The following is a 19,961-nucleotide window of genomic DNA, read 5'->3' as shown; positions in this document are numbered from 1 at the left end:
TACTAGCTGTACGCCATGTATTTATATACTGATTTCGATCAGCAACTGATTAATGAACGTGTTGCACAGTTCCGTGACCAGACGGAACGTTATTTAGCGGGCAAATTGACGGAAGAAGAATACCGTCCGCTCCGCCTCCAAAATGGTCTTTATGTCCAACGTTATGCACCGATGCTGCGTATCGCGGTACCGTACGGCCTGATGAATTCTAAGCAGCTGCGTAAAGTGGCTGATCTGGCTCAAGAATATGACCGTGGCTATGCGCATATCACCACCCGTCAGAATATCCAGTTTAACTGGCCAGCGCTGGAAAATGTACCAGACATGCTGGCAGAACTGGCGACGGTACAGATGCACGCGATTCAGACGTCAGGCAACTGTATCCGAAATACTACAACGGACCAGTATGCCGGTGTGGTGGCGGGTGAAATTGCTGATCCGCGTCCGACCTGTGAACTGATCCGCCAGTGGTCAACTTTCCATCCGGAATTCGCCTTTTTGCCACGTAAATTCAAGATTGCCGTATCTGCACTTGAAGAAATTGACCGCGCAGCCACTGCATTCCATGATATTGGAGTCTATATCGTAAAAAATGCAGCAGGTGAAATCGGCTATAAAATCAAAGTCGGTGGTGGCTTGGGCCGTACGCCAGTAATTGGCAGCTTTATTCGTGAGTTCTTGCCACGTGAAGATTTAATAGCCTATCTTGAAGCTGTCCTGCGCGTGTATAATCTGCATGGCCGCCGCGACAATAAATACAAAGCGCGTATCAAGATTTTGGTGAAAGCATTAACACCACAAGTATTTGCCGAGAAAGTTGAAGCTGAATTTGCACATACAGTGAAAACCCTGAAAATTGATGCAGACACCTTGGCGAAAATGGATGAGAATTTCACGCCATTTGATTATCAAGACTATGCAGATGAAGACTTCACTGAGCTGTTTGCACAACATCCAAAGTTCAAGCAATGGTTCAACATCAATACCAATGCACACAAAGTCACCGGCTATCGTATAGTCACGATTTCCCTGAAACGTGCGGGCATTGCGCCGGGTGATGTTTCGACTGAAGAAATGCAGCTGATTGCAGATCTTGCAGACAAGTATACCTTTGGTGAACTGCGTACCACGCATGAGCAAAATATTGCACTGGTGGATGTCCCGCAAAAAGATCTGTTCGAGTTATGGCAGACTCTGGAGCAGCATAATTTGGCGCGTGCGCATATCGGTTTCTTGACTGACATCATCTGCTGTCCAGGCGGTGACTTCTGTTCATTGGCGAATGCCAAATCGATTCCGATTTCTGAAGCGATTTCACGCCGTTTTGATGATTTAGATACCATTTATAACTTGGGTAAACTCGATCTGAATATCTCAGGCTGTATGAATGCCTGTGGTCATCACCATGTGGGTAATATCGGTATTTTAGGGGTCGATAAAAAAGGTGCTGAGTTCTACCAGATTACGCTTGGTGGAAATGCAGACCACGATGCTTCGATCGGTGACATCCTAGGGCCATCATTCGCTGCCGACGTCGTACCGGATATTGTAGAAGAAATTCTGAATACCTACCTGGATTTACGTCAGGAAGGCGAGGAGTTTATTGATACGTATCGCCGTATCGGTATCAAACCATTCAAGGAGCGTGCATATGCTTAATACCGCACTACCTGTGCTCTCTAAAGATGGCACGATTACCGACAATACATATCGGCTCATTGGTGAAGATGGTGCATTGCCACAGGGTGATGTGGTGCTGACTGTCGAACAGTTAGACCAGATTGCCAATGTTTCTGGTAAAAAAGCATTGTACTTAACGGTTGATGCTTCACCTGAAACCCATGAATTTCCGCTTGACCAACTTGATGCCATTTTTATTGAGTTTGCAGGTTTCAATGATGGCCGCGGTTATTCATTTGCTGCATTGCTTCGCCGTCAGGGTTTTCACGGTGAACTACGTGCCACCGGTGATGTGTTCAAAGATGTGCTGAATTACATGAAGCGTTCTGGTTTTGATACTTTCGTGATTAAAGAAGGTAAGGATATTCAGGAAGCGGCTGCTGGCTTAGGTGATTTTACTAACCCATATCAGGCCTCCACTGCGGTATCAGAAGCGCGCTATCAAACAGGTGCTTAATCGGCACTGACTTAAAAAGCCTCCACACGGAGGCTTTTTTGATTTAGCTATTTATATATAGCTTCAAGTTGACAATTGATCATCCAGTGAATTCCAAACTGATCACTAAAGGCACCATAGAGCGCACCCCAGAAGGTTTTTTTAGCGGTATTTTATTTCACCCTGTGCCGATAAAGCAACAAAGCATCTTTGGCCTTAGCCTGTTCATTTGCCTCCAGATGAATAGAAATGTAGTGACTATTCCGTGGCGTGAACACAGTATTGGTTTGCGCGCAAAATTTATCATTCGTATCGGATGCCATCAATTCTGTATCCTCATTCATAGGTACAGCAATATGCAGAATCAGATTTTTATCGCCATCATAAAGGTTCATCCCTTCTTCAGCATGAATATCTCCATAACGGATCAGCGTTGAAAACTCACCGCCAAACACGGAATGGTAGAAGCGAAAGGCTGCTTCGGTATTAGCTTGAAAATTGGGATAGTGATGGAGTCGTATGACAGGACTCCTTTTGTGTTGTGCTCTTTTAATCTAAGCAGCTTTGACTCATCTTGCATAAGGAAAATTACTAAAAATGTAAGCGAAAAAATCCTCCAGATTAGGAGGATTTTTAATTCCCTCTCTATGGGAGAGGGATGGGTAAGGGCAGAGGTTAAAGTAATTCAATCGCCACCGCAGTTGCTTCACCGCCACCGATACAGAGTGCGGCAATGCCTTTCTTGCCACCTGTACGTTTTAGCGCATGAATCAAAGTCAAGATAATACGGGAGCCTGTAGAACCAACCGGATGGCCAAGTGCACATGCACCGCCGTTGATGTTGACTTTTTCTGGATCCAGCTTGAACTCATCCATTGGGCACATAGTGACCATGGCAAAAGCTTCATTAATTTCCCAAAGATCTACATCTTCAGTGGTCCAGCCAGTTTTATCCAGTACTTTTTGAATTGCCCCGACTGGCGCAATGGTAAACTCAGATGGATGCTGAGAATTTGAAGCATAGGCAACAATTTTGGCTAAAGGCTTTAAATCTTTTGCTGCTGCATTGTCAGCCGAGGTGATTACTAGAGCTGATGCGCCATCTGAAATCGAGCTGGCATTGGCTGCAGTAATCGTACCGTCTTTGGCAAAAGCAGGACGGAGCGTTGGAATTTTATCGATATTGGCATTAAAGGGTTGTTCATCTTTATCAACCACCACATCGCCTTTACGGGTAGACACTGTTACGGGTACGATTTCATCACTAAAGTAGCCTGCATTGACAGCGTTCTGTGCGCGCTTCAAGGAACGGATTGCAAAGTCATCCATCTGTTCACGTGTATAGCCCTTTGTATTGGCCATATCCTGAGCAAAAGAACCCATCAGGCGACCTGTTTCAGCATCTTCCAGACCGTCCAGGAACATATGGTCTTTAATTTCGCCATGCCCCATACGGAAGCCGCCACGAGCTTTGGCCAAGACATACGGTGCATTGGTCATGGATTCCATCCCACCCGCAACCACAATGTCAGCAGAGCCGGCTTTAATCATATCGGCTGCCTGCATAACAGCCTTCATGCCTGAGCCGCACAGCTTGTTAATGGTGAGGGCACCTGTTGAATCAGGAAGACCCGCTTGACGCATAGCCTGACGAGCAGGTCCCTGTTTTAATCCAGCCGGGAGTACACAACCCATGATGACTTCTTCGATATCGCCTGGCTGCAAGCCGGCACGTGCAATGGCTTCCTTAATGGCTACCGCACCGAGTTCAGGTGCAGTAACACTGGCTAGGCTACCTTGAAAACCGCCCATTGCGGTACGTGCACCATTGACAATTACGATGTCAGTCATTGTTATATCTCCGTATGTGTTTTAATCAATTTTTTTCCAACTCAAGCAGTATAGGATAAAAAAAACAGGATTAAAGCTTTAATCATCACGAAATATAGACTGTAGGGTTTCCTTAGCAGCTAGACAGATGTTCAATCCGTAGATGCCCCATTTTGCTCAATACAATGTGTTGCTGAGCGGCTTGATAAGTAGAACAGTAATAAAAGCTGCCATTTGATCCAATCGGTAAGCCTGTATTAGATTGATAAGTAATACTAGGTGTACGTAGAGTACCTCGCCAGCTTAAGTTACCGTATTTAAGGTTTAATTGATCAATATGTAAAATATGTTCGCCTTGATCTACTTGACGGTTCTTATTTCTATCTATAAATACAATCAAGCTTTTATTCCATTGCGTTGGATGACAAGTTAAGGCATCCTGACTAGGACAGATCACTACATTTTGGTGCAGTACAGCTGCCTGGCTACGTGCAAAGCGATTTATGGAAAATAATTTAGCCGGAATAGCTTTGGCTTCTTGTCTGGAAAAGTAGCCATGAGCGTAAGGTAGTGCGATTGTCACCATAATTGCGATCAGCGCAATACAGATAATCAGTTCCACAAGCGTAAATGCTCTTGTTATTTTTATATACATAGAGTTACCTGAATTATATATTTTTTTATAAGAAATATGTTATTAATTATGCGTTTTTAGGCTGTATTGAATATTTTTAAAGAGTTCAAATAAGCCGTCAAAAAATAAATTGGTACTTAAAATAGGGGATTTGCGCTGTGAAATTGAGTAAAAAATTACCGAATTACAACGGAAATTGTAAGTAATTTTGTCAATAATTTACTTGATTAAATTAATCAAGCACTTGGAAAAATAATAAAGTGTTTGTATGATGCCATGTGAATAGCTTAAAAATAAAACTGGGGTAAAAAAGCCTATCTCAGGGTGGCCTAATATCAGGGCCTGAGCTTGAACAACAATTGTTATCTCTGGAGGATAAATCCATGAAAATGAGTCGTATTGCTTTAGCAATGCTTGTAGCAGCTCCTTTTGCTGCTGCAAACGCAGGCGTAACTGTTACTCCACTAATGTTAGGTTACACATTCCAAGACACCCAGCACAACAACGGTGGTGATGATGGTGAACTGACAACTTCTGGTCAAATGGAAGATGATTTATTTGTGGGTGCTGCACTTGGTGTTGAATTAACTCCATGGTTAGGTTTTGAAGCTGAATATAGCCAAGTAAAAGGCGATATGACAGATCTACCTGGTGCGGAATACAAAGGTCAGAACATTGCAGGTAACTTCTATGCAACTTCTGATGTATTCACTGGTAACTACGACAGCAAAGTTAAGCCATACATGCTTTTAGGTGCTGGTCACTACAAATATGAATTCGATGGTGCTACTGAAGCTGAATTAGGTCGTGTTGGCCGTGGTTTTGAAGAAGAAGGTACTCTAGGTAATGCGGGTATCGGTGCGTTCTGGCACATCAACGATGCATTGGCACTACGTACTGAAGCTCGTGGTACTTACCACTTTGACGAAAAATTCTGGAACTATACAGCGCTTGCTGGTCTTAACGTAGTTCTAGGTGGCCGTCTGAAACCAGCTGCTCCAGTTGTAGAAGTTGCTCCAGTTGAGCCAGTAGCTCCAGTAGCTCCAGCTCCACAAGAGTTGACTGAAGACCTGAACATGGAACTTCGCGTATTCTTTGATACTAACAAGTCAAACATCAAAGACCAGTACAAGCCAGAAATCGCTAAAGTTGCTGAGAAACTGGTTGAATATCCAAACGCAACTGCACGTATCGAAGGTCACACTGACAACACTGGTCCACGTGCATTGAACGAACGTTTATCTCTAGCTCGTGCTAACTCTGTGAAGTCTGCACTTGTAAACGAATACAACGTTGATGCAGCTCGTTTGTCTACTCAAGGTTTCGCTTGGGATCAACCGATTGCTGACAACAACACTAAAGAAGGTCGTGCTATGAACCGTCGCGTATTCGCGACAATCACTGGTAGCCGTACTGTACTAGTGGAAGGCGAACAGCAAACAGCTCAATAATTTATTATTGAATGTTAAAAGGCGGCTCATATGAGCCGCCTTTTTTTATATTGATTTTTTGCCTACACTTGTCTTCCTGAAATTGAATTGAGTAAAGACATGAGTGTGGAAATTCCTGAGGATTTGCAAAAGCTGGAGGCCAATAGCGGAATTTTTGCAATCTGGATGATCTTTCATCATTATGGTATTGATTTACATATTCCAGACTTGGTGCAATTGACTTGCCATGATAATGAGATGGGAGCTTCGAGTATTGCATTAGCAGTGGCTTTAAGTACACTCGGATTGGATGTGAATTTCTATACAGAACCCGATCTCGATAAACAACCGATAGAAGTCGACTTTTATCAGAAAGCCGAAAAACTCAAACTTCCTGTGCACGAGTTTCCTCTTGCTTATGCGGATATTCAAGCTTATGTAGAGCAGGGCACTTTTGTTATTGTGTTTTATGACACTTTAGAGGGTGTGGGAAATCATTCTTTAATTTATGACATTAATGCAAATGAAATCAGCTTCTTTGATAGTTTTGAGCCAATGTCCAAAGAGGTGTTTGAACAGCAGCGCCGGGTAGAGGGGATTTGTCAGCAGGTCATTGTGATTGATGACCATCATTTTGTCATGCGTCATAATTAATCTAACAATGTAAAAAAAAGCAGCTATTTAAGCTGCTTTTTTAGATCACAAGGAATTATTCATTCCGATCAACTTTCATGGGCTGCACATCCATCTCCTGATAGGAAATCAGCTTGGTATTGTATTTCCATTTATAGCCTAGCCAGATGACCAGGAATAACAGAATGCCGATATAAGTCGACAATACGGCCAGCCACTCTCCTTCCAGAACTGCCTGATAATTCTGACCGAGAACCACAATGGCACAGAGCGTAAATGCAAACCAAGGTGCGAAAGGGAAGAACTTGGCACGATAAGCCAGCTCATCCAGTTTATAGCCTTGTGCAATATAGCCTTTGCGGAAGCGGTAATGCGAAACTGCAATTCCTAGCCAGACAATAAAACCACACATGCCTGACATATTTAACAGCCAGTTAAATACTTGTTCTTCACCGATAAAAGTCGTCAAGAAACATAAGGCGGCAATCGCTGTGGTGGCATAGAGCGCGTTCATGGGTACACCACGAGCATCGAGTAGGCCAAATATTTTTGGTGCACTGCCTTTACGTGCCATATCAAATAACATGCGGGTAGAGGAATACATGCCAGAGTTACCTGCCGATAAAATTGCAGTTAGAATCACGGCATTCATCACACTGGCTGCAAAAGCAAAACCGGCCTGCTCATACAGAAGGGTAAAGGGTGAAAGCGCAATATTATCTGTAGCAGCAGCCTGTAAAAGACGTGGATCATCATAGGCAATCAAGGTGCCGATAATGAAAATACAGACGATATAAAATAGCAAGATACGCCAGAAAATCTGTTTGATGGCAATTGGAATGGTCTTTTTCGGATCTTTGGATTCTCCCGCTGCCACTCCCACCATTTCAGTACCCTGAAAAGAGAATCCGGCAATCATCGCCACACCAATAAGGGCCGATAATCCCCCTACAAAGGGGGCTTCTCCCTTGCTCCAATTTCCAAAGACGCTTACCTCAGGCGTCATCATAATTTTGAAAATCATGAAGATGCCAATGATGATGAACACGATAATGGCAAGAACCTTAACCAGCGAGAAGAGGAATTCAGATTCACCAAAACCTTTAACGGTCAAGGCATTAATTCCAAAGACCACAGCCAGGAAAATGGCGCTCCAATAGAAGCCGGGAATATCCGGAAACCAGAATTTCATGATGAACTGAACTGCAACCAGTTCAAACGCAACAGTAATTGCCCAGTTGTACCAGTAGTTCCAGCCCAGTGCAAAACCAAAACCGCCTTCTACATATTTGGTGCCGTAGGTGAAAAATGCACCAGATGTCGGGTTGTGTGTGGCAAGTTCGCCTAAGCTGGTCATCAGAAAGTAAATCATGATGCCGATTAAGGCATAGGCCATGAGCGCACCCCCAGGGCCGGCATTTGCAATAGTTGCTCCTGAGGCCAGGAACAAACCGGTACCAATGGAACCGCCGATGGCAATCATGTTCAAATGACGAGCACTCAGCTTACGCTGCAGCTGTGGACTGTGTTGAGTTTCGCTCATCATGATTCCTTAAAGTTTTTTTGAGTGCTGGCAAACAGCACTTTAAAGCCGCTTTGATCCGTTTTAACCGTACACTGACCAAAACTTTGCTCAATTAAAGTTGGGTAATTTAAGAAGCGGTTCGCCACAATCCATAATTCACCACCGGACTTGAGGTGGCGACGTGCAGTCTTGCACAGGTTCTCGCTGGCATCATAGTGTGTCTGGATCCCTTGGTGAAAAGGAGGATTACTGACAATGGCATGTAAAAATAGCGGTGCATCTTCAATACCCGAAATGGCTTTGATTTCAAGCTGCTGCGGACTCAGCTGATTTTTCTCGAAGGTCATTTGTGTAGAGGCTAATGCAAAAGCATCTACATCCAGTGCAAAAATCCGATTTTCTGGATTCAGTTTGGCTAGATAGGCGCTCATCACACCGGCCCCACAGCCAAAATCAGCAATCTTGCCTGAGCTAACCTGATTCAGATAAGGAAGAAGTACCGCAGTTCCTACATCCAGGCGATTTTGGCTAAACACGCCTGGAAGGGCGCACACCGTTAACTCTCCTTTAGGAGTCGGAACTGTATAGGTCTGAGCCCAGTCTGCCAAAGTTTTCGCTTCGACCGCGCAGTCTAAGGTTAATTGCCATAGTTGGCAATGACGCGCGCTATCTAGTTTAATGGCTTTACCATAGGCTTGTAATTGCTTTGCTGCCCGCTCTACGCCGCCTTTCTTTTCACCCACCAGAAAGATACTGCTTCCCTGTTTTAGCTGTACGGCCAGGTTATGAATCAAATAATTGAGTAATTCTTTGGATTTGGGAACAAAGATAACAGCTTGATCAAATTCTCCTGCAGGAATTTCAGTGCCAAAATGGACCTCTGCCTGCCGTGCCTGAAAATACTGGTAATCATTAAAGTTCCATGTCCAGATTGAGGGCTGGATCGACTCACCAAACTCAGCAAGAAGCTCATCGGTCGGTGCATTCAGTAATAAAATCCGACCTGACAAATAATCGTATTGTCTTAATAAAACTTCGCTTTTAGGATCCATAGATCTTTCTCCAATAGAAAAAACACTGTCCAAGTGGGGCTTAAACAGTGTTTTCTGGACATGCAATTACTTCTTTGTTTCTGGAAGTACAATATTTAAAATAAGTGCGGCAATACCGCCGGTCGCTACGCCAGAACTAAAAATATTACGGAATAGTTCAGGTAAATGTTCCAGGATTTGCGGTACCTGTGCAACACCCAGACCAAGTGCTAGAGAAATCGCAATGATCAGCAGGGCACGACGGTCTAAATGGACGCCAGACAGAATATTGATCCCTGATGCAGCCACAGCACCGAACATCACCATCACGGCGCCCCCTAATACGGCTTGTGGAACAGCCTGAATGACACCAGCGACAGCAGGCAATAAACCCAGAATCACCAGAAGGGCTGCAATCCAGATACCAACGTAACGGCTAGCCACACCAGTCAGCTGAATGACGCCATTATTTTGCGCAAAGACTGAACTCGGGAAAGTGTTAAAGATACCGGCAAGCAGTGAGTTGGCGCCATTGACCAGAACACCGCCTTTAATACGTTTCATCCATTCTGGACCATCGACAGGTTGGTTTGACAGCTTAGAAGTTGCCGTAATATCACCAATCGCCTCCAGCGAGGTTACCAGGTAGATAAATGCCATGGGAATAAACAGGCTCCAGGAGAAGTCCAGACCAAAGTGCATTGGGGTCGGAATTTGAACCAGAGGTGCATCTTTGAGACCGGAAAAATCCAGGTGACCCATGAAGCCTGCCAGAATATAGCCGGCCACCAGTGCAATGAGAATGGCAGAGCTTTTTACCCAGGTAATACGTGCCCGGTTCAAGATAATAATCAGGGCCAGTACGGTGCATGACATGATGAGGTTGTCGGCATTGGCAAAAGTTTTATCGCTCATGGCCTGATAACCGCCCCCCATACTGATCAGACCTTCTTTAATTAAGGTCAAACCAATCAGCAGCACCACAATTCCGGTAACTAACGGGGTAATCAGTTTTTTAATCCAGGGCAGAATTTGTGAAACGCCCATCTCAATGAAGGCACCTGCAATGACCACACCGAAAATAGCGGCCATTACTGATTCGACCGGTGTGCCCGCCGCCACCATGGCAGAACCAATCCCAATAATAGGACCAATAAAATTAAAACTGGTTCCTTGCACAATTAGCAGGCCGGCACCAAATGGGCCAACTTTTTTAGATTGTAGAAATGTAGCGATCCCCGAAATGACCAATGACATGGATAAAATCATGTTGGTATCTTCTTTCGACACACCCAGTGCCAGGCAGATGAGTAGGCCGGGGGTCACAATCGGGACAATAATTGCCAGGAGATGCTGGAAAGCGGCTAAAAAAGCAATAAAAGGTTTAGGACGATCTTCCAGACCATACACCAGGTCAAGTTGATCTTTTGAAGGGGGAGATTGATTAAAATCAGACATGTGTCAAAGAAAATTAAGGCTGAGTGGCGCTATTCTAATCGAGTTACACGCCTTTACAAACTAAATGGGGACATAAGGAGAAAAAAATTAGTCCTGTAAATAAACAGCCACTATAAAAAATTAGTATTTTTCTGTATAATCTGCCCTCAAATTACATACGCATTGAATTTACATGTCAGATATTAAAACTCTCCGTAACATCGCCATTATTGCGCACGTCGATCATGGTAAAACTACTCTTGTAGACAAACTTTTGCAACAATCAGGTGCTCTCGGTGATCGCGCGGGTGAGATTGAGCGTGTCATGGATTCGGGTGCTATCGAAAGTGAACGTGGTATTACCATTCTTGCAAAAAATACTGCAATCAAATGGTTAGACAAACGTACTGATACTGAATACCGTATTAACATTGTGGACACCCCGGGACACGCCGACTTCGGTGGTGAAGTTGAACGTGTAATGTCGATGGTTGACTGTGTACTGCTTCTGGTTGACTCTCAGGAAGGTCCAATGCCGCAAACACGTTTTGTGACAGCAAAAGCCTTTGCGAGTGGTCTAAAGCCAATCGTGATCATCAACAAGGTTGACAAGCCAAGCGCGCGTCCAGACTGGGTTATCGACCAGGTATTCGATTTGTTCGATAACTTGGGTGCTTCTGATGAACAGTTAGACTTCCCGGTTGTTTATGCTTCAGGTCTTCGTGGTGTAGCGGGTCCTGCTCCGGATGAGTTGGCTGAAGACATGACTCCGTTGTTCCAAACGATTGTAGACATCGTTGAACCACCAGCGGTTGACGTTGATGGTCCGTTCCAGATGCAAGTCTCTTCACTGGACTATAACAGTTTCGTAGGTGTTATCGGTGTTGGTCGTATCCAGCGCGGTTCGATCAAATTAAATACGCCAGTTACTGTTATTGATAAAGAAGGTAAGACGCGTAACGGCCGTATCCTGAAAATCATGGGTTATCATGGTTTAGATCGTGTGGATGTGGAGTCAGCATCTGCGGGTGATATCGTTTGTGTCACAGGTATCGATGCATTAAATATTTCTGACACGATTTGTGATCCGAAAGCTGTTGAAGCACTTCCTCCGCTTTCTGTAGACGAACCTACAGTGTCGATGACCTTCCAGGTCAATAACTCACCATTTGCTGGTAAAGAAGGTAAATTCGTTACTTCACGTAATATCCGTGAACGTCTAGACCGCGAATTGATTCATAACGTCGCATTACGTGTTGAAGATACTGACAGTCCGGACCGTTTTAAAGTGTCTGGTCGTGGTGAGCTGCATCTTTCTGTGTTGATCGAAAACATGCGTCGTGAAGGCTTCGAGATGGGTGTATCTCGTCCGCAAGTGATCATGAAAGAAATCGATGGTGAAATGCAAGAACCGTACGAAAACGTGACTTTCGACGTCGAAGATCAGCACCAAGGTGCTGTAATGGAACAAATGGGTCACCGTAAGGGCGAGTTAACCAATATGGAAGTTGACGGTAAAGGCCGTATCCGTATTGAAGCAACGATCCCTTCACGTGGCTTGATTGGTTTCCGTTCTGAATTCATGACCATGACTTCTGGTACAGGTATCATGACTTCAAGCTTCTCGCATTATGGTCCGGCGAAAGCAGGTACTGTTGCGAAACGTCAAAATGGTGTGCTGATTTCTATGGTTCAAGGCACTTGCTTGGGCTATGCATTATTCACCCTACAAGATCGTGGCCGTCTATTTGCTAAACCGCAATTAGAAGTTTATGAAGGTATGATCATTGGTATTAACTCTCGTTCTGACGATATGACAGTTAACCCGACCAAAGCAAAACAGTTAACGAACGTACGTGCATCGGGTACTGACGAAGCCTTGACGCTGACGCCAGCTATCGAATTCACACTTGAGCAAGCGCTTGAATTCATTGAAGATGACGAACTGGTTGAAGTAACACCGAAGTCAATCCGCATTCGTAAGCGTTACCTGACTGAAAACGAACGTAAACGTAATCGTGATAAATAATCTTTAGACGATTTATCAGATTAAATGAACCGTAATCTTCCTGGAGATTACGGTTTTTTATTTTTGGATAGCATCCAATCGTAATTTACCAAAACCCAGTAAATTAAATAAAAATCAAAAGTCCTGCCTCATGTATAATTCAGGACAAAACTTGATAAGAGTAGGTTGAAATAAGTTATGAGTATTCTTCAGGAATTTAAGGAATTTGCTGTTAAAGGCAATGTGATGGACCTGGCGGTTGGTGTAATCATTGGCGGCGCTTTCGGTAAAATTATTGATTCCGCGGTTGCTGATTTAATTATGCCTTTTATCAGCTGGATTCTAGGTGGAGATGTTGATTATTCAAACTGGTTCCTGGTACTGGGCGATAATCCAAATAACATTACTAATCTGGCAGCTGCAAAAGAAGCTGGTTTAAATATCTTTGCCTATGGTAACTTCTTGACGATTCTGATTAATTTCATTCTATTAGCTTGGGTGGTGTTCTGGCTGGTTAAAGTGATGAACAAAATGCGCCGTAAGCAAGAGGCGGAGCCAGCACCTGCAGCAACCCCGGAAGATATTGCATTACTGCGTGAAATTCGGGATGAGTTGAAAAAGCGTCCTGAAGCTTAAGAGCTTAGGGTCTATATAAAAACGGCGCGTGGGGCGCCGTTTTTTTATGCAAATGCTCATTTTTATCACTCAAAAGCTCTTTCTCTGCCACCAGTAGGAGGAAGAAGCCGGGCTTAAAAATCCATCCGGAATTTAATTTCCAGCAAGTGCCAGCCGAACTGACTTTTGATTGGGCCATGTAATTCGCGTTCTGGCAAACTAAACACGGCCTTATCTATTGGCCCAACCAGTTGGCCTTTTTTTACATCACCGAGTTCACCGCCTTTTTTTCCGGATGGGCAAGTGGAATGTTGTTTGGCAATTTTGGCAAAGTCTACACCGCCTTTAATTTTCTTTTTCAGTTGCTCGGCAGTGTCTTTATCTTTAACCAGAATATGACGGACGATAGCGGACTTCATGTTTTATTCCCCTGTATCACTGGCTTCGCAGCTAGCTTAACTGCTTTTAACGGCTGGCATTGTGGACAGAATACCGATGCACGCTGTCCCAGTTTGAGATTTTCAAGGGGGGTTTCACAGTTGACACACATCTCACCGGCACGGCCATAGGCCAGCAAGGTCTGCTGGAAATAACCGTTTTCACCCATGGCATTGGTATAGTCTTTGAGTGTCGAGCCACCGAGCTCAATCGCCTGCTTCAGAATGCGCTTGATTTCAAGGACCAGTTTTTCAACTTGACTTGGGCTTAGGTCTTTGGCGGGCTGGGCCGGATGAATGCCAAGATTAAACAGGCTCTCGGTTGCGTAAATATTACCGACGCCCACCACGACATGGTTATCCATGATGGCAACTTTAATCGCAGTGTTTTTATTTTTTAATTTTTGCGCTAAATATGCAGCGTCAAATGCTTCACTTAAAGGTTCAGGACCTAACGTATCAATCAACTTCGTTTGTGAATACTCATCTAGCCACAAAATACAGCCAAAACGGCGAGGGTCGTGATAACGTAATTCAAAATCTTCAAACTGGATAATTAAATGGTCATGTTTACGTAATTCTTCATGTGGTTCACAGAGGCGAAAACTGCCTGACATGCCCAGATGCCAGAGCATACTGTCGTGTTCAAACTCAGCCAGAATATATTTGGAACGACGGTTTAGTCCGATCAGACGCTGACCTTGCAATTTGGCCAGATCATTTGGAATCGGCCAGCGTAGGCTTGGCTGTCGTACTTCGACACGTAGCACTTTTTGCTCAACTAAGGGTAATAAACTGGTTTTAGTGGTTTCAACTTCTGGTAATTCAGGCATAACACATCAGCAACAGGAGAATGGTATTAATATTGGGTGATTTGAAAGGGATTGCAAGTGAATCACGTTGGGGAGTGAGAAAAATGACCGATCATTGCCGACTTAGTGCATTTTAAAATAGTGTGATGTTTGAATAGGTATTTATACTTTTTAATCACAAAGGATAAAAAAGACTGGAATTTAAAATTCATGCAACGCCGGGGCTGATATCAGCTTCGAACCTGCACGAGCTGGTGAATCCAGGTGCTACAAAAAATAAGGATGATATGCCGGTCCTGGGACTCAGTCGCCGTATCATCTTTTAAAAAAGCAGCATTCACGTTATAAATAACCAGGTCTCAATGGCCTGTTTATCAGTTTTGCCTGACCCTGATTGAAAATGAATAAAAAGGAAGAACCCATGACATTATTATTTCAGCCTCTCCAGTTCGGTGCATTAGGACTCAGCAATAAAATTGTCATTGCACCCATGTGTCAATATTCTGCAACGGATCAGGGTGAAATTACTTATTGGCATGAACAGCAGTGGGCGAGTTATGCACTTTCCGGTGCGGGGCTATGTATTGTAGAAGCGACGGCCGTGCAGCCCGAGGGGCGGATCAGCTATGCCGATCTGGGATTATGGAATGATCGGCAGGCGGAGCAGATCAAGACGTTGCTGACCAAAGTCAAATCCATCTCGCCTATACCATTTGGTATTCAGCTGGCGCATGCCGGCCGTAAAGCCTCTACTGACAAGCCCTGGTCAGGCCGAGGGCAGTTCAAGCCCGATGAACCGCATGGCTGGCAAACCGTATCTGCCAGTAGTATTCCTTTTCAGGCAGATGAGCATCCTCCTAAAGCACTGAGCGAGCTGGAAATCCAGCAGGTCATTTCTGACTTTGCACACAGTGCCAAACGTGCCGTAGACGCTGGATTTGATCTGGTTGAGTTACATGCTGCGCATGGTTATTTATTGCATCAATTTCTGTCTCCACTGTCGAATCAGCGTACAGATCAATATGGTGGTTCATTGGAAAATCGTATGCGTTTGACTCTAGAAGTGTTCCAGGCGATGAAAGCAGTCGTTCCGGCAGGCTATCCGGTGGGTGTGCGTATTTCAGCAACAGACTGGATTGAAGAAGAGCCAAGCTGGGATATTAATGCTTCTATTGAACTATCTAAAGCTTTGGAAGCTCTGGGAGCTGCCTATATTCATGTGTCCAGCGCAGGCCTGCATATAGCGCAAAAAATCGATATAAAACCAAGTTATCAGGTGCCTTTTGCAGCAGCAATTAAGCCCCAAGTCCAGATTCCGGTGATTACTGTGGGGCTGATTACTGATGCTGAACAGGCTGAGGAGATTTTACAGAAGGATCAGGCCGATGCCATCGCGATTGCCCGGGCCATTTTATATGATCCACACTGGCCTTGGCATGCAGCTGCCCAATTGAAACAGGAAATTAAAATTTCACCCCAATATTTACGTTCTGCACCTCATGGGCTAAATGGTTTATTTAAGCCTTTTTAAAGCCTGTTTCCCCGTACCAGGGCCTATAATCATGCTTCATTTGCAACAGGTTTTTTCATATGATCTTTTCGGTCATTGTACCCATCTTTCTCTTGGTGGGGTTGGGCTACCTCAGTGTGAAATGTCAAATCTTAAAAAAAGAACAGGTTGATACAGTCGGCGCTTTTGTTATTAAAGTGGCTTTGCCCTTGCTGTTCTTTCAAGTTCTGTCTTCTAAAGACCTGCATGAAATCTGGTATTTTGAATACTTTATGGTCTATAGCACGGTTACTTTAGTGCTGTATGCGACCGGTTTCTGGATAATGCGTTGTCATTTCCAGAATAGTTTTTCACATAGTGCGATTTTGTCTCTGGGTTCAGCCATGTCCAATACCGGGCTGATCGGGACGGCTATGCTGACCTTGCTGGTCGGACCACAGGCCCTGACCTATACTTCTCTGGTCGTTATTATTGAAAGCATGCTGCTGCTTCCTATGGTACTGGTATTGGCGGCAATGGGTAGTCAGCAGCAATCCAATCTGGGTGGTATTTTTAAAAGTACCATCTTGCCGCTTTTTAAAAACCCCTTATTTGTCGGAGTCATACTGGGCATCAGCTGTGCCGTATTCGAGATCCGGGTGCCGGTTTATCTTGATCAGGTTTTTGCCATGATAGGACAAACCGCTTCACCGCTGGCACTCTTTGTGATTGGCGGCGGAATTGTGGGTGCCAGTTTGAAATATGTAAATGTAGAAAGTTGTTATCTGGTGTTTTCCAGCAATATCCTGATGCCTTTACTGATGTATCTGGGGCTCAGCCAGTTGACCAGCTTAAGTCAGGAAATGATCTATGCAGGGACCCTGATTGCAGCCCTGCCGATGCCCACCTTGTATGGCATGTTGGGGCAGGCTTATGGGTTAAAGGAACGGACTTTAACTCCCTTATTGATGAGTACTATTGCAGGTTTTATTGTCGCCAGTGGACTGATTACCTTATGGTGGAGCTAAAAGCTGATATTCAAGAAAACGTCCGCATCAAAAAAGCTCCTGTTGGAGCTTTTTTCAGAACTGAAGAAAAAGGGATTAGCTTTTTTTCGCCGGTGCTTTTTTCTGCTCCGCAATCATTTTATCCACTGTGGCCAAGGACTCTTTGGCTTGTGGAATATTTTCCTTTGCCAGTGCCGCAAAGATTTTTTTCGCTTCAGGCAGGTTTTGCGGCACGATGCTGCCATTGGCAAACATGTTGGCCACTGCCATCAGGGCAGGGATATAGCCTTTTTTAGCCAGATCCTGAATACTGCTCAGCCCTTGCTGAACCGGCTTTTCATCTTTATTTTTAAAACCCAGACTGATGTCATATAATGCCTTGGCATGAATTGCCTGCAAATTACCTTTATTCAGCAGAGGCTGTAATTTTTGCAGGGCACTTTTGTCAGAGGCGGGTTTACCTTCTGCAAACAGCAGCACAGCCAGATCAATGGTCGCATCATCAAAATTTGCAGCTGATGCTTTTTCTAAATGCTGTTTGGCTTTGGTCAGATCCTGTTTTAAGCCTAAGGTGCCAGCAGCATAGTTTTTTCCAAGGACATAGTTCGCAACCGGATAGCCTTTGCTGGCAGCCTGTTCATAGAGCTGAACGGCCTTTTTCTCGTCTTTGACAGTCCCTTGGCCAGATTGTGTTAAATAGCCTAAGTTGTATATGGCCTGAGCATTTCCCTGACTCGCCAGCTTGTTTAAGGCCTCATAGGCGCCCTTAAAATTATTGGCTTTAACCATTTCTTCAATTTTAGTAAATTGTGGATCAACTGGAACAGCAGCAGTATTGGCCAGCGTGAATTGTGCAGAAACTGCAAGAATTGCAGCGAGTACTAACTTTTTCTTCATGGTTCCTATAACCTTAATATTTTTTACACCTGATTCCATGGTGTGGTTTTAATCATTGTCCTTCCATCATAAAAGGATTTTGGACTTTGTAAATAAGGAATTTGTCACGAAATAAAAAACAGTTGTTTGACTGGTAAATAATTTAAAATTAGGCATTAATCTGTATTTTTAGCATCAATTATACATCGATTTTATCTTTAAAGTCTGCAGATATTCCCTGAATACACAGTTAAAAAACAAGATTAAACGAGAAACAGAAACTAAAAAGCCAAGCGTAGGGGCTTGGCTTTTTGGATGAGTTTTAAAATAAAAGTACTTACTGCGGACGCGCCACATCGCCACTTAAGCTTTCAGGTAAATCTAAAACCGTCACATCCAGTTCAGTCAAAGCTTCAGGGCGGGCAACCACCAGTGCAATATAGCCATTTTCACATGTGGTACTGTTGACCACCTGAACACCTCGATTTAACTGTTCAGCTTGTGCAGGCGCAGGGCCTGTACCTTGAATGAGATGCAACCAGGCTTTTGGTTTGGCTTTAAACCACAGGCGTGCCACCACTTCCTGACCTAAATAGCACCCTTTGTCGTAATTCACCCCTTCACGCTGATGCAGACGCAATTCCTGCGGCTGAAACTCTCCGGCAATATCTGCTTCAATCCAAGCTTGTCCGGCTCGAATAGCTTGCTGTTTCCACAGGGCAATATCAGCTTCAGCTGGGGAAAATTCGGTATGCTCACCATGTAAAGTCGGATAAACTGTGCCGACTTCTTCCAGTTTCATTTTTGAAAAAGCCCCGAATTTTTTAATATGTTTGGCAAATTCTTCGGCTTGGTCTTGGGTGGTGACAATTTCAAAGCTTTCTGAATTGATTTTCTTTAGCCATAACCCAAACTGAATACGCCCTTTTAAGCTACAGATGGCAGTATAACGCGTCTGGTTTTCGGCTAATGCTTCAGTATTTAAAGTCACTTGACCCTGAAGGAATTTTTGCGCATCTACACCATTTAGAGTGAAGAGTATAAAAGCAGTAGATGTTGCCATGTTTAGCCTCTGGGTATAGTTTCACAAATCATTAATCTTGATATTTTGCAACATACAAGGCAGATAGGCAAACAAAAAGCCCATATTGCTCTAGGCTGAATAAAACTTGTAAAACTGCTCATTAATGAACACGGTTGGGCCTGGGATCTGCGGTCATAGGCAAGCTCATAGGAGGTGAGGGCAGTTTGCGGTTACAGTCAAATGTGTCAACGCAGATCCGCATAATTTCCATCATGCCCCGAGCTTCATGATCTAAAAGATGCAAAAACAGAAAGTATGAGGTAATTGATCGATAGTTAAACCATCGTAGGCAGTTGTCGTGACAGGAAGAAATTTAAGCTGATCGAAATCATTTTTTTCAGTTTCTGGTCCGACATTGTGAACAGGCTGCAATAGTTTATTGGACCATTCTTTGAGGATTAGGCCCAAGACATCACGAACGCCGGCTCAAGATGTGTGAGTGGCTAATCCCCGGAGTTAGGATTATTCAGTTCGGCATAATCTTCTATCCGATACAACCATTTGAGGTGGTCTTGGTTGATGTATTGGTGGTATCTGCACAAACGTATTGAATTTTTTGAACACTAGAATTTTTTCACTGGAAGTATGAGCGTGGTTTTATCTTGCCACAGAATAACTATACGGCCCGAAGCCGCCAGTTCGCCATTTTCATTTTTTGAAGGCTGGAAATACTACGATAAATACAAAAAACATCGATTTTATAATAGATCTCTTTCATATTTATAATAGATCTCTTTCATAAATCAAAAAACGATCTACTTTTTGCTGCTTATTTGTACCGAAGAATTTTCAATATTCATGCATAATCTGTGGATGGAATACATCGATTCAAAGAAGCTTTCTGAAACCCAGTTCAAGCGATACACCGGCATCTCATGGTCAACCTTTGATTTAATGGTTGAGCAATTGAAGAAACATGTCCCTGCCAAAGGCAGACCGCCCAAGTTAAGCCTGGAAGACCAGGTTCTGCTCTGTCTAAGCTATTGGCGGGAATACC

At 44.0% G+C, this 19,961-nt stretch carries 17 protein-coding genes and 2 pseudogenes; 9 read left to right on the top strand and 10 right to left on the bottom strand.

Annotation, left to right across the window (positions count from 1 at the left end; translation table 11 throughout):
* Positions 1-15 precede the first annotated feature (15 nt).
* Both NI467_RS10555 and NI467_RS10550 read left to right on the top strand, forming a co-directional pair.
* On the top strand, positions 16-1,659 hold the full coding sequence (locus NI467_RS10555; RefSeq protein WP_253152888.1) for a nitrite/sulfite reductase: 1,644 nt from the start codon (positions 16-18) through the stop codon (positions 1,657-1,659).
* Positions 1,652-2,137 carry a DUF934 domain-containing protein gene (locus NI467_RS10550; RefSeq protein ID WP_151207970.1) on the top strand — a complete coding sequence of 162 codons (486 nt, stop codon included), beginning with the start codon at positions 1,652-1,654 and terminating at the stop codon, positions 2,135-2,137. The genes NI467_RS10555 and NI467_RS10550 overlap by 8 nt, the downstream gene beginning before the upstream one ends.
* Positions 2,138-2,184: 47 nt before the next feature.
* Here NI467_RS10550 and NI467_RS10545 read toward each other — a convergent pair.
* From NI467_RS10545 to NI467_RS10535, 3 genes and pseudogenes are all read right to left on the bottom strand, one after another.
* Positions 2,185-2,637, bottom strand: a pseudogene (locus NI467_RS10545) (VOC family protein).
* 154 nt (positions 2,638-2,791) lie between these two features.
* Positions 2,792-3,967, bottom strand: coding sequence for a thiolase family protein (locus NI467_RS10540; RefSeq protein ID WP_253152878.1), 1,176 nt, complete (start codon positions 3,965-3,967; stop codon positions 2,792-2,794).
* A 112-nt stretch (positions 3,968-4,079) separates the two neighbouring features.
* Complete coding sequence (locus tag NI467_RS10535) at positions 4,080-4,601, bottom strand: GspH/FimT family protein (RefSeq protein WP_253152876.1); 522 nt, start codon at positions 4,599-4,601, stop codon at positions 4,080-4,082.
* 362 nt (positions 4,602-4,963) lie between these two features.
* On the opposite strand from NI467_RS10535, the gene omp38 reads away from it, so the two are divergent.
* Together omp38 and NI467_RS10525 are read left to right on the top strand one after the other, a co-directional pair.
* Positions 4,964-6,031: an outer membrane protein Omp38 gene (gene omp38 / locus NI467_RS10530; RefSeq protein ID WP_253152873.1), complete on the top strand. Its 1,068-nt coding sequence runs from the start codon at positions 4,964-4,966 to the stop codon at positions 6,029-6,031.
* Between the two features lie 99 nt (positions 6,032-6,130).
* The gene (locus tag NI467_RS10525) at positions 6,131-6,664 is read left to right on the top strand and encodes a peptidase C39 (RefSeq protein WP_253152871.1); all 534 of its coding nucleotides are present in this window, start codon (positions 6,131-6,133) and stop codon (positions 6,662-6,664) included.
* Between the two features lie 55 nt (positions 6,665-6,719).
* Here the strand turns inward: NI467_RS10525 and NI467_RS10520 are convergent, their stop codons facing one another.
* The 3 genes from NI467_RS10520 to NI467_RS10510 form a co-directional block, all read right to left on the bottom strand.
* Positions 6,720-8,186 (bottom strand): amino acid permease, encoded by a 1,467-nt coding sequence (locus NI467_RS10520; protein WP_253152869.1) that lies wholly within the window; start codon positions 8,184-8,186, stop codon positions 6,720-6,722.
* Positions 8,186-9,220, bottom strand: a complete 1,035-nt coding sequence (locus NI467_RS10515; protein WP_151204515.1) for a methyltransferase — start codon at positions 9,218-9,220, stop codon at positions 8,186-8,188. The genes NI467_RS10520 and NI467_RS10515 overlap by 1 nt, the downstream gene beginning before the upstream one ends.
* Before the next feature lie 66 nt (positions 9,221-9,286).
* A complete protein-coding gene (locus NI467_RS10510; protein WP_151204516.1) occupies positions 9,287-10,657 on the bottom strand; it encodes a uracil-xanthine permease family protein in 1,371 nt (456 codons plus the stop codon).
* Positions 10,658-10,829: 172 nt separating this feature from the next.
* Here NI467_RS10510 and typA point away from each other — a divergent pair, with 172 nt between their 5' ends.
* Together typA and mscL are read left to right on the top strand one after the other, a co-directional pair.
* The gene (gene typA / locus NI467_RS10505; protein ID WP_151204517.1) at positions 10,830-12,665 is read left to right on the top strand and encodes a translational GTPase TypA; all 1,836 of its coding nucleotides are present in this window, start codon (positions 10,830-10,832) and stop codon (positions 12,663-12,665) included.
* Positions 12,666-12,842: 177 nt separating this feature from the next.
* Complete coding sequence (gene mscL / locus NI467_RS10500) at positions 12,843-13,280, top strand: large conductance mechanosensitive channel protein MscL (protein ID WP_151204518.1); 438 nt, start codon at positions 12,843-12,845, stop codon at positions 13,278-13,280.
* A gap of 113 nt (positions 13,281-13,393) precedes the next feature.
* On the opposite strand, the gene NI467_RS10495 is transcribed toward mscL, so the two are convergent.
* On the bottom strand, positions 13,394-13,678 hold the full coding sequence (locus tag NI467_RS10495) for a peptidylprolyl isomerase (protein WP_253152867.1): 285 nt from the start codon (positions 13,676-13,678) through the stop codon (positions 13,394-13,396).
* The gene (gene mutM, locus NI467_RS10490) at positions 13,675-14,529 is read right to left on the bottom strand and encodes a bifunctional DNA-formamidopyrimidine glycosylase/DNA-(apurinic or apyrimidinic site) lyase (RefSeq protein ID WP_253152864.1); all 855 of its coding nucleotides are present in this window, start codon (positions 14,527-14,529) and stop codon (positions 13,675-13,677) included. Before mutM ends, NI467_RS10495 begins: the two co-directional genes overlap by 4 nt.
* Before the next feature lie 400 nt (positions 14,530-14,929).
* Between mutM and NI467_RS10485 the strand changes: the two genes are divergently transcribed.
* Both NI467_RS10485 and NI467_RS10480 read left to right on the top strand, forming a co-directional pair.
* A complete protein-coding gene (locus NI467_RS10485) occupies positions 14,930-16,039 on the top strand; it encodes an NADH:flavin oxidoreductase/NADH oxidase (RefSeq protein ID WP_253152862.1) in 1,110 nt (369 codons plus the stop codon).
* 59 nt (positions 16,040-16,098) lie between these two features.
* Positions 16,099-17,025, top strand: coding sequence for an AEC family transporter (locus tag NI467_RS10480; RefSeq protein ID WP_253152860.1), 927 nt, complete (start codon positions 16,099-16,101; stop codon positions 17,023-17,025).
* Between the two features lie 75 nt (positions 17,026-17,100).
* On the opposite strand, the gene NI467_RS10475 is transcribed toward NI467_RS10480, so the two are convergent.
* A complete protein-coding gene (locus NI467_RS10475; RefSeq protein ID WP_151207952.1) occupies positions 17,101-17,901 on the bottom strand; it encodes a tetratricopeptide repeat protein in 801 nt (266 codons plus the stop codon).
* 316 nt (positions 17,902-18,217) lie between these two features.
* Positions 18,218-18,943, bottom strand: a complete 726-nt coding sequence (locus tag NI467_RS10470; RefSeq protein WP_253152858.1) for a folate-binding protein YgfZ — start codon at positions 18,941-18,943, stop codon at positions 18,218-18,220.
* A gap of 834 nt (positions 18,944-19,777) precedes the next feature.
* On the opposite strand from NI467_RS10470, the pseudogene NI467_RS10465 reads away from it, so the two are divergent.
* Positions 19,778-19,961, top strand: a pseudogene (locus NI467_RS10465) (IS5/IS1182 family transposase); the annotation flags it as partial.

This window comes from Acinetobacter sp. S4397-1 (assembly GCF_024129285.1).
In the GTDB taxonomy this organism is placed as follows: Bacteria; Pseudomonadota; Gammaproteobacteria; order Pseudomonadales; family Moraxellaceae; genus Acinetobacter; species Acinetobacter lwoffii_C.
Note: the sequence above shows the minus strand (reverse complement) of the source record. Positions and strands in the feature narration are given on the sequence as shown.

What these genes read in the sequence shown, in the direction of transcription:
- mutM (WP_253152864.1), bottom strand. Translation starts at nt 14,529, where the DNA reads ATGCCTGAATTACCAGAAGTTGAAACCACTAAAACCAGTTTATTACCC.
- NI467_RS10555 (WP_253152888.1), top strand. Translation starts at nt 16, where the DNA reads ATGTATTTATATACTGATTTCGATCAGCAACTGATTAATGAACGTGTT.
- NI467_RS10535 (WP_253152876.1), bottom strand. Translation starts at nt 4,601, where the DNA reads ATGTATATAAAAATAACAAGAGCATTTACGCTTGTGGAACTGATTATC.
- NI467_RS10520 (WP_253152869.1), bottom strand. Translation starts at nt 8,186, where the DNA reads ATGAGCGAAACTCAACACAGTCCACAGCTGCAGCGTAAGCTGAGTGCT.
- NI467_RS10510 (WP_151204516.1), bottom strand. Translation starts at nt 10,657, where the DNA reads ATGTCTGATTTTAATCAATCTCCCCCTTCAAAAGATCAACTTGACCTG.
- NI467_RS10480 (WP_253152860.1), top strand. Translation starts at nt 16,099, where the DNA reads ATGATCTTTTCGGTCATTGTACCCATCTTTCTCTTGGTGGGGTTGGGC.
- mscL (WP_151204518.1), top strand. Translation starts at nt 12,843, where the DNA reads ATGAGTATTCTTCAGGAATTTAAGGAATTTGCTGTTAAAGGCAATGTG.
- NI467_RS10540 (WP_253152878.1), bottom strand. Translation starts at nt 3,967, where the DNA reads ATGACTGACATCGTAATTGTCAATGGTGCACGTACCGCAATGGGCGGT.
- NI467_RS10475 (WP_151207952.1), bottom strand. Translation starts at nt 17,901, where the DNA reads ATGAAGAAAAAGTTAGTACTCGCTGCAATTCTTGCAGTTTCTGCACAA.
- NI467_RS10525 (WP_253152871.1), top strand. Translation starts at nt 6,131, where the DNA reads ATGAGTGTGGAAATTCCTGAGGATTTGCAAAAGCTGGAGGCCAATAGC.
- NI467_RS10485 (WP_253152862.1), top strand. Translation starts at nt 14,930, where the DNA reads ATGACATTATTATTTCAGCCTCTCCAGTTCGGTGCATTAGGACTCAGC.
- typA (WP_151204517.1), top strand. Translation starts at nt 10,830, where the DNA reads ATGTCAGATATTAAAACTCTCCGTAACATCGCCATTATTGCGCACGTC.
- NI467_RS10550 (WP_151207970.1), top strand. Translation starts at nt 1,652, where the DNA reads ATGCTTAATACCGCACTACCTGTGCTCTCTAAAGATGGCACGATTACC.
- NI467_RS10470 (WP_253152858.1), bottom strand. Translation starts at nt 18,943, where the DNA reads ATGGCAACATCTACTGCTTTTATACTCTTCACTCTAAATGGTGTAGAT.
- omp38 (WP_253152873.1), top strand. Translation starts at nt 4,964, where the DNA reads ATGAAAATGAGTCGTATTGCTTTAGCAATGCTTGTAGCAGCTCCTTTT.
- NI467_RS10495 (WP_253152867.1), bottom strand. Translation starts at nt 13,678, where the DNA reads ATGAAGTCCGCTATCGTCCGTCATATTCTGGTTAAAGATAAAGACACT.
- NI467_RS10515 (WP_151204515.1), bottom strand. Translation starts at nt 9,220, where the DNA reads ATGGATCCTAAAAGCGAAGTTTTATTAAGACAATACGATTATTTGTCA.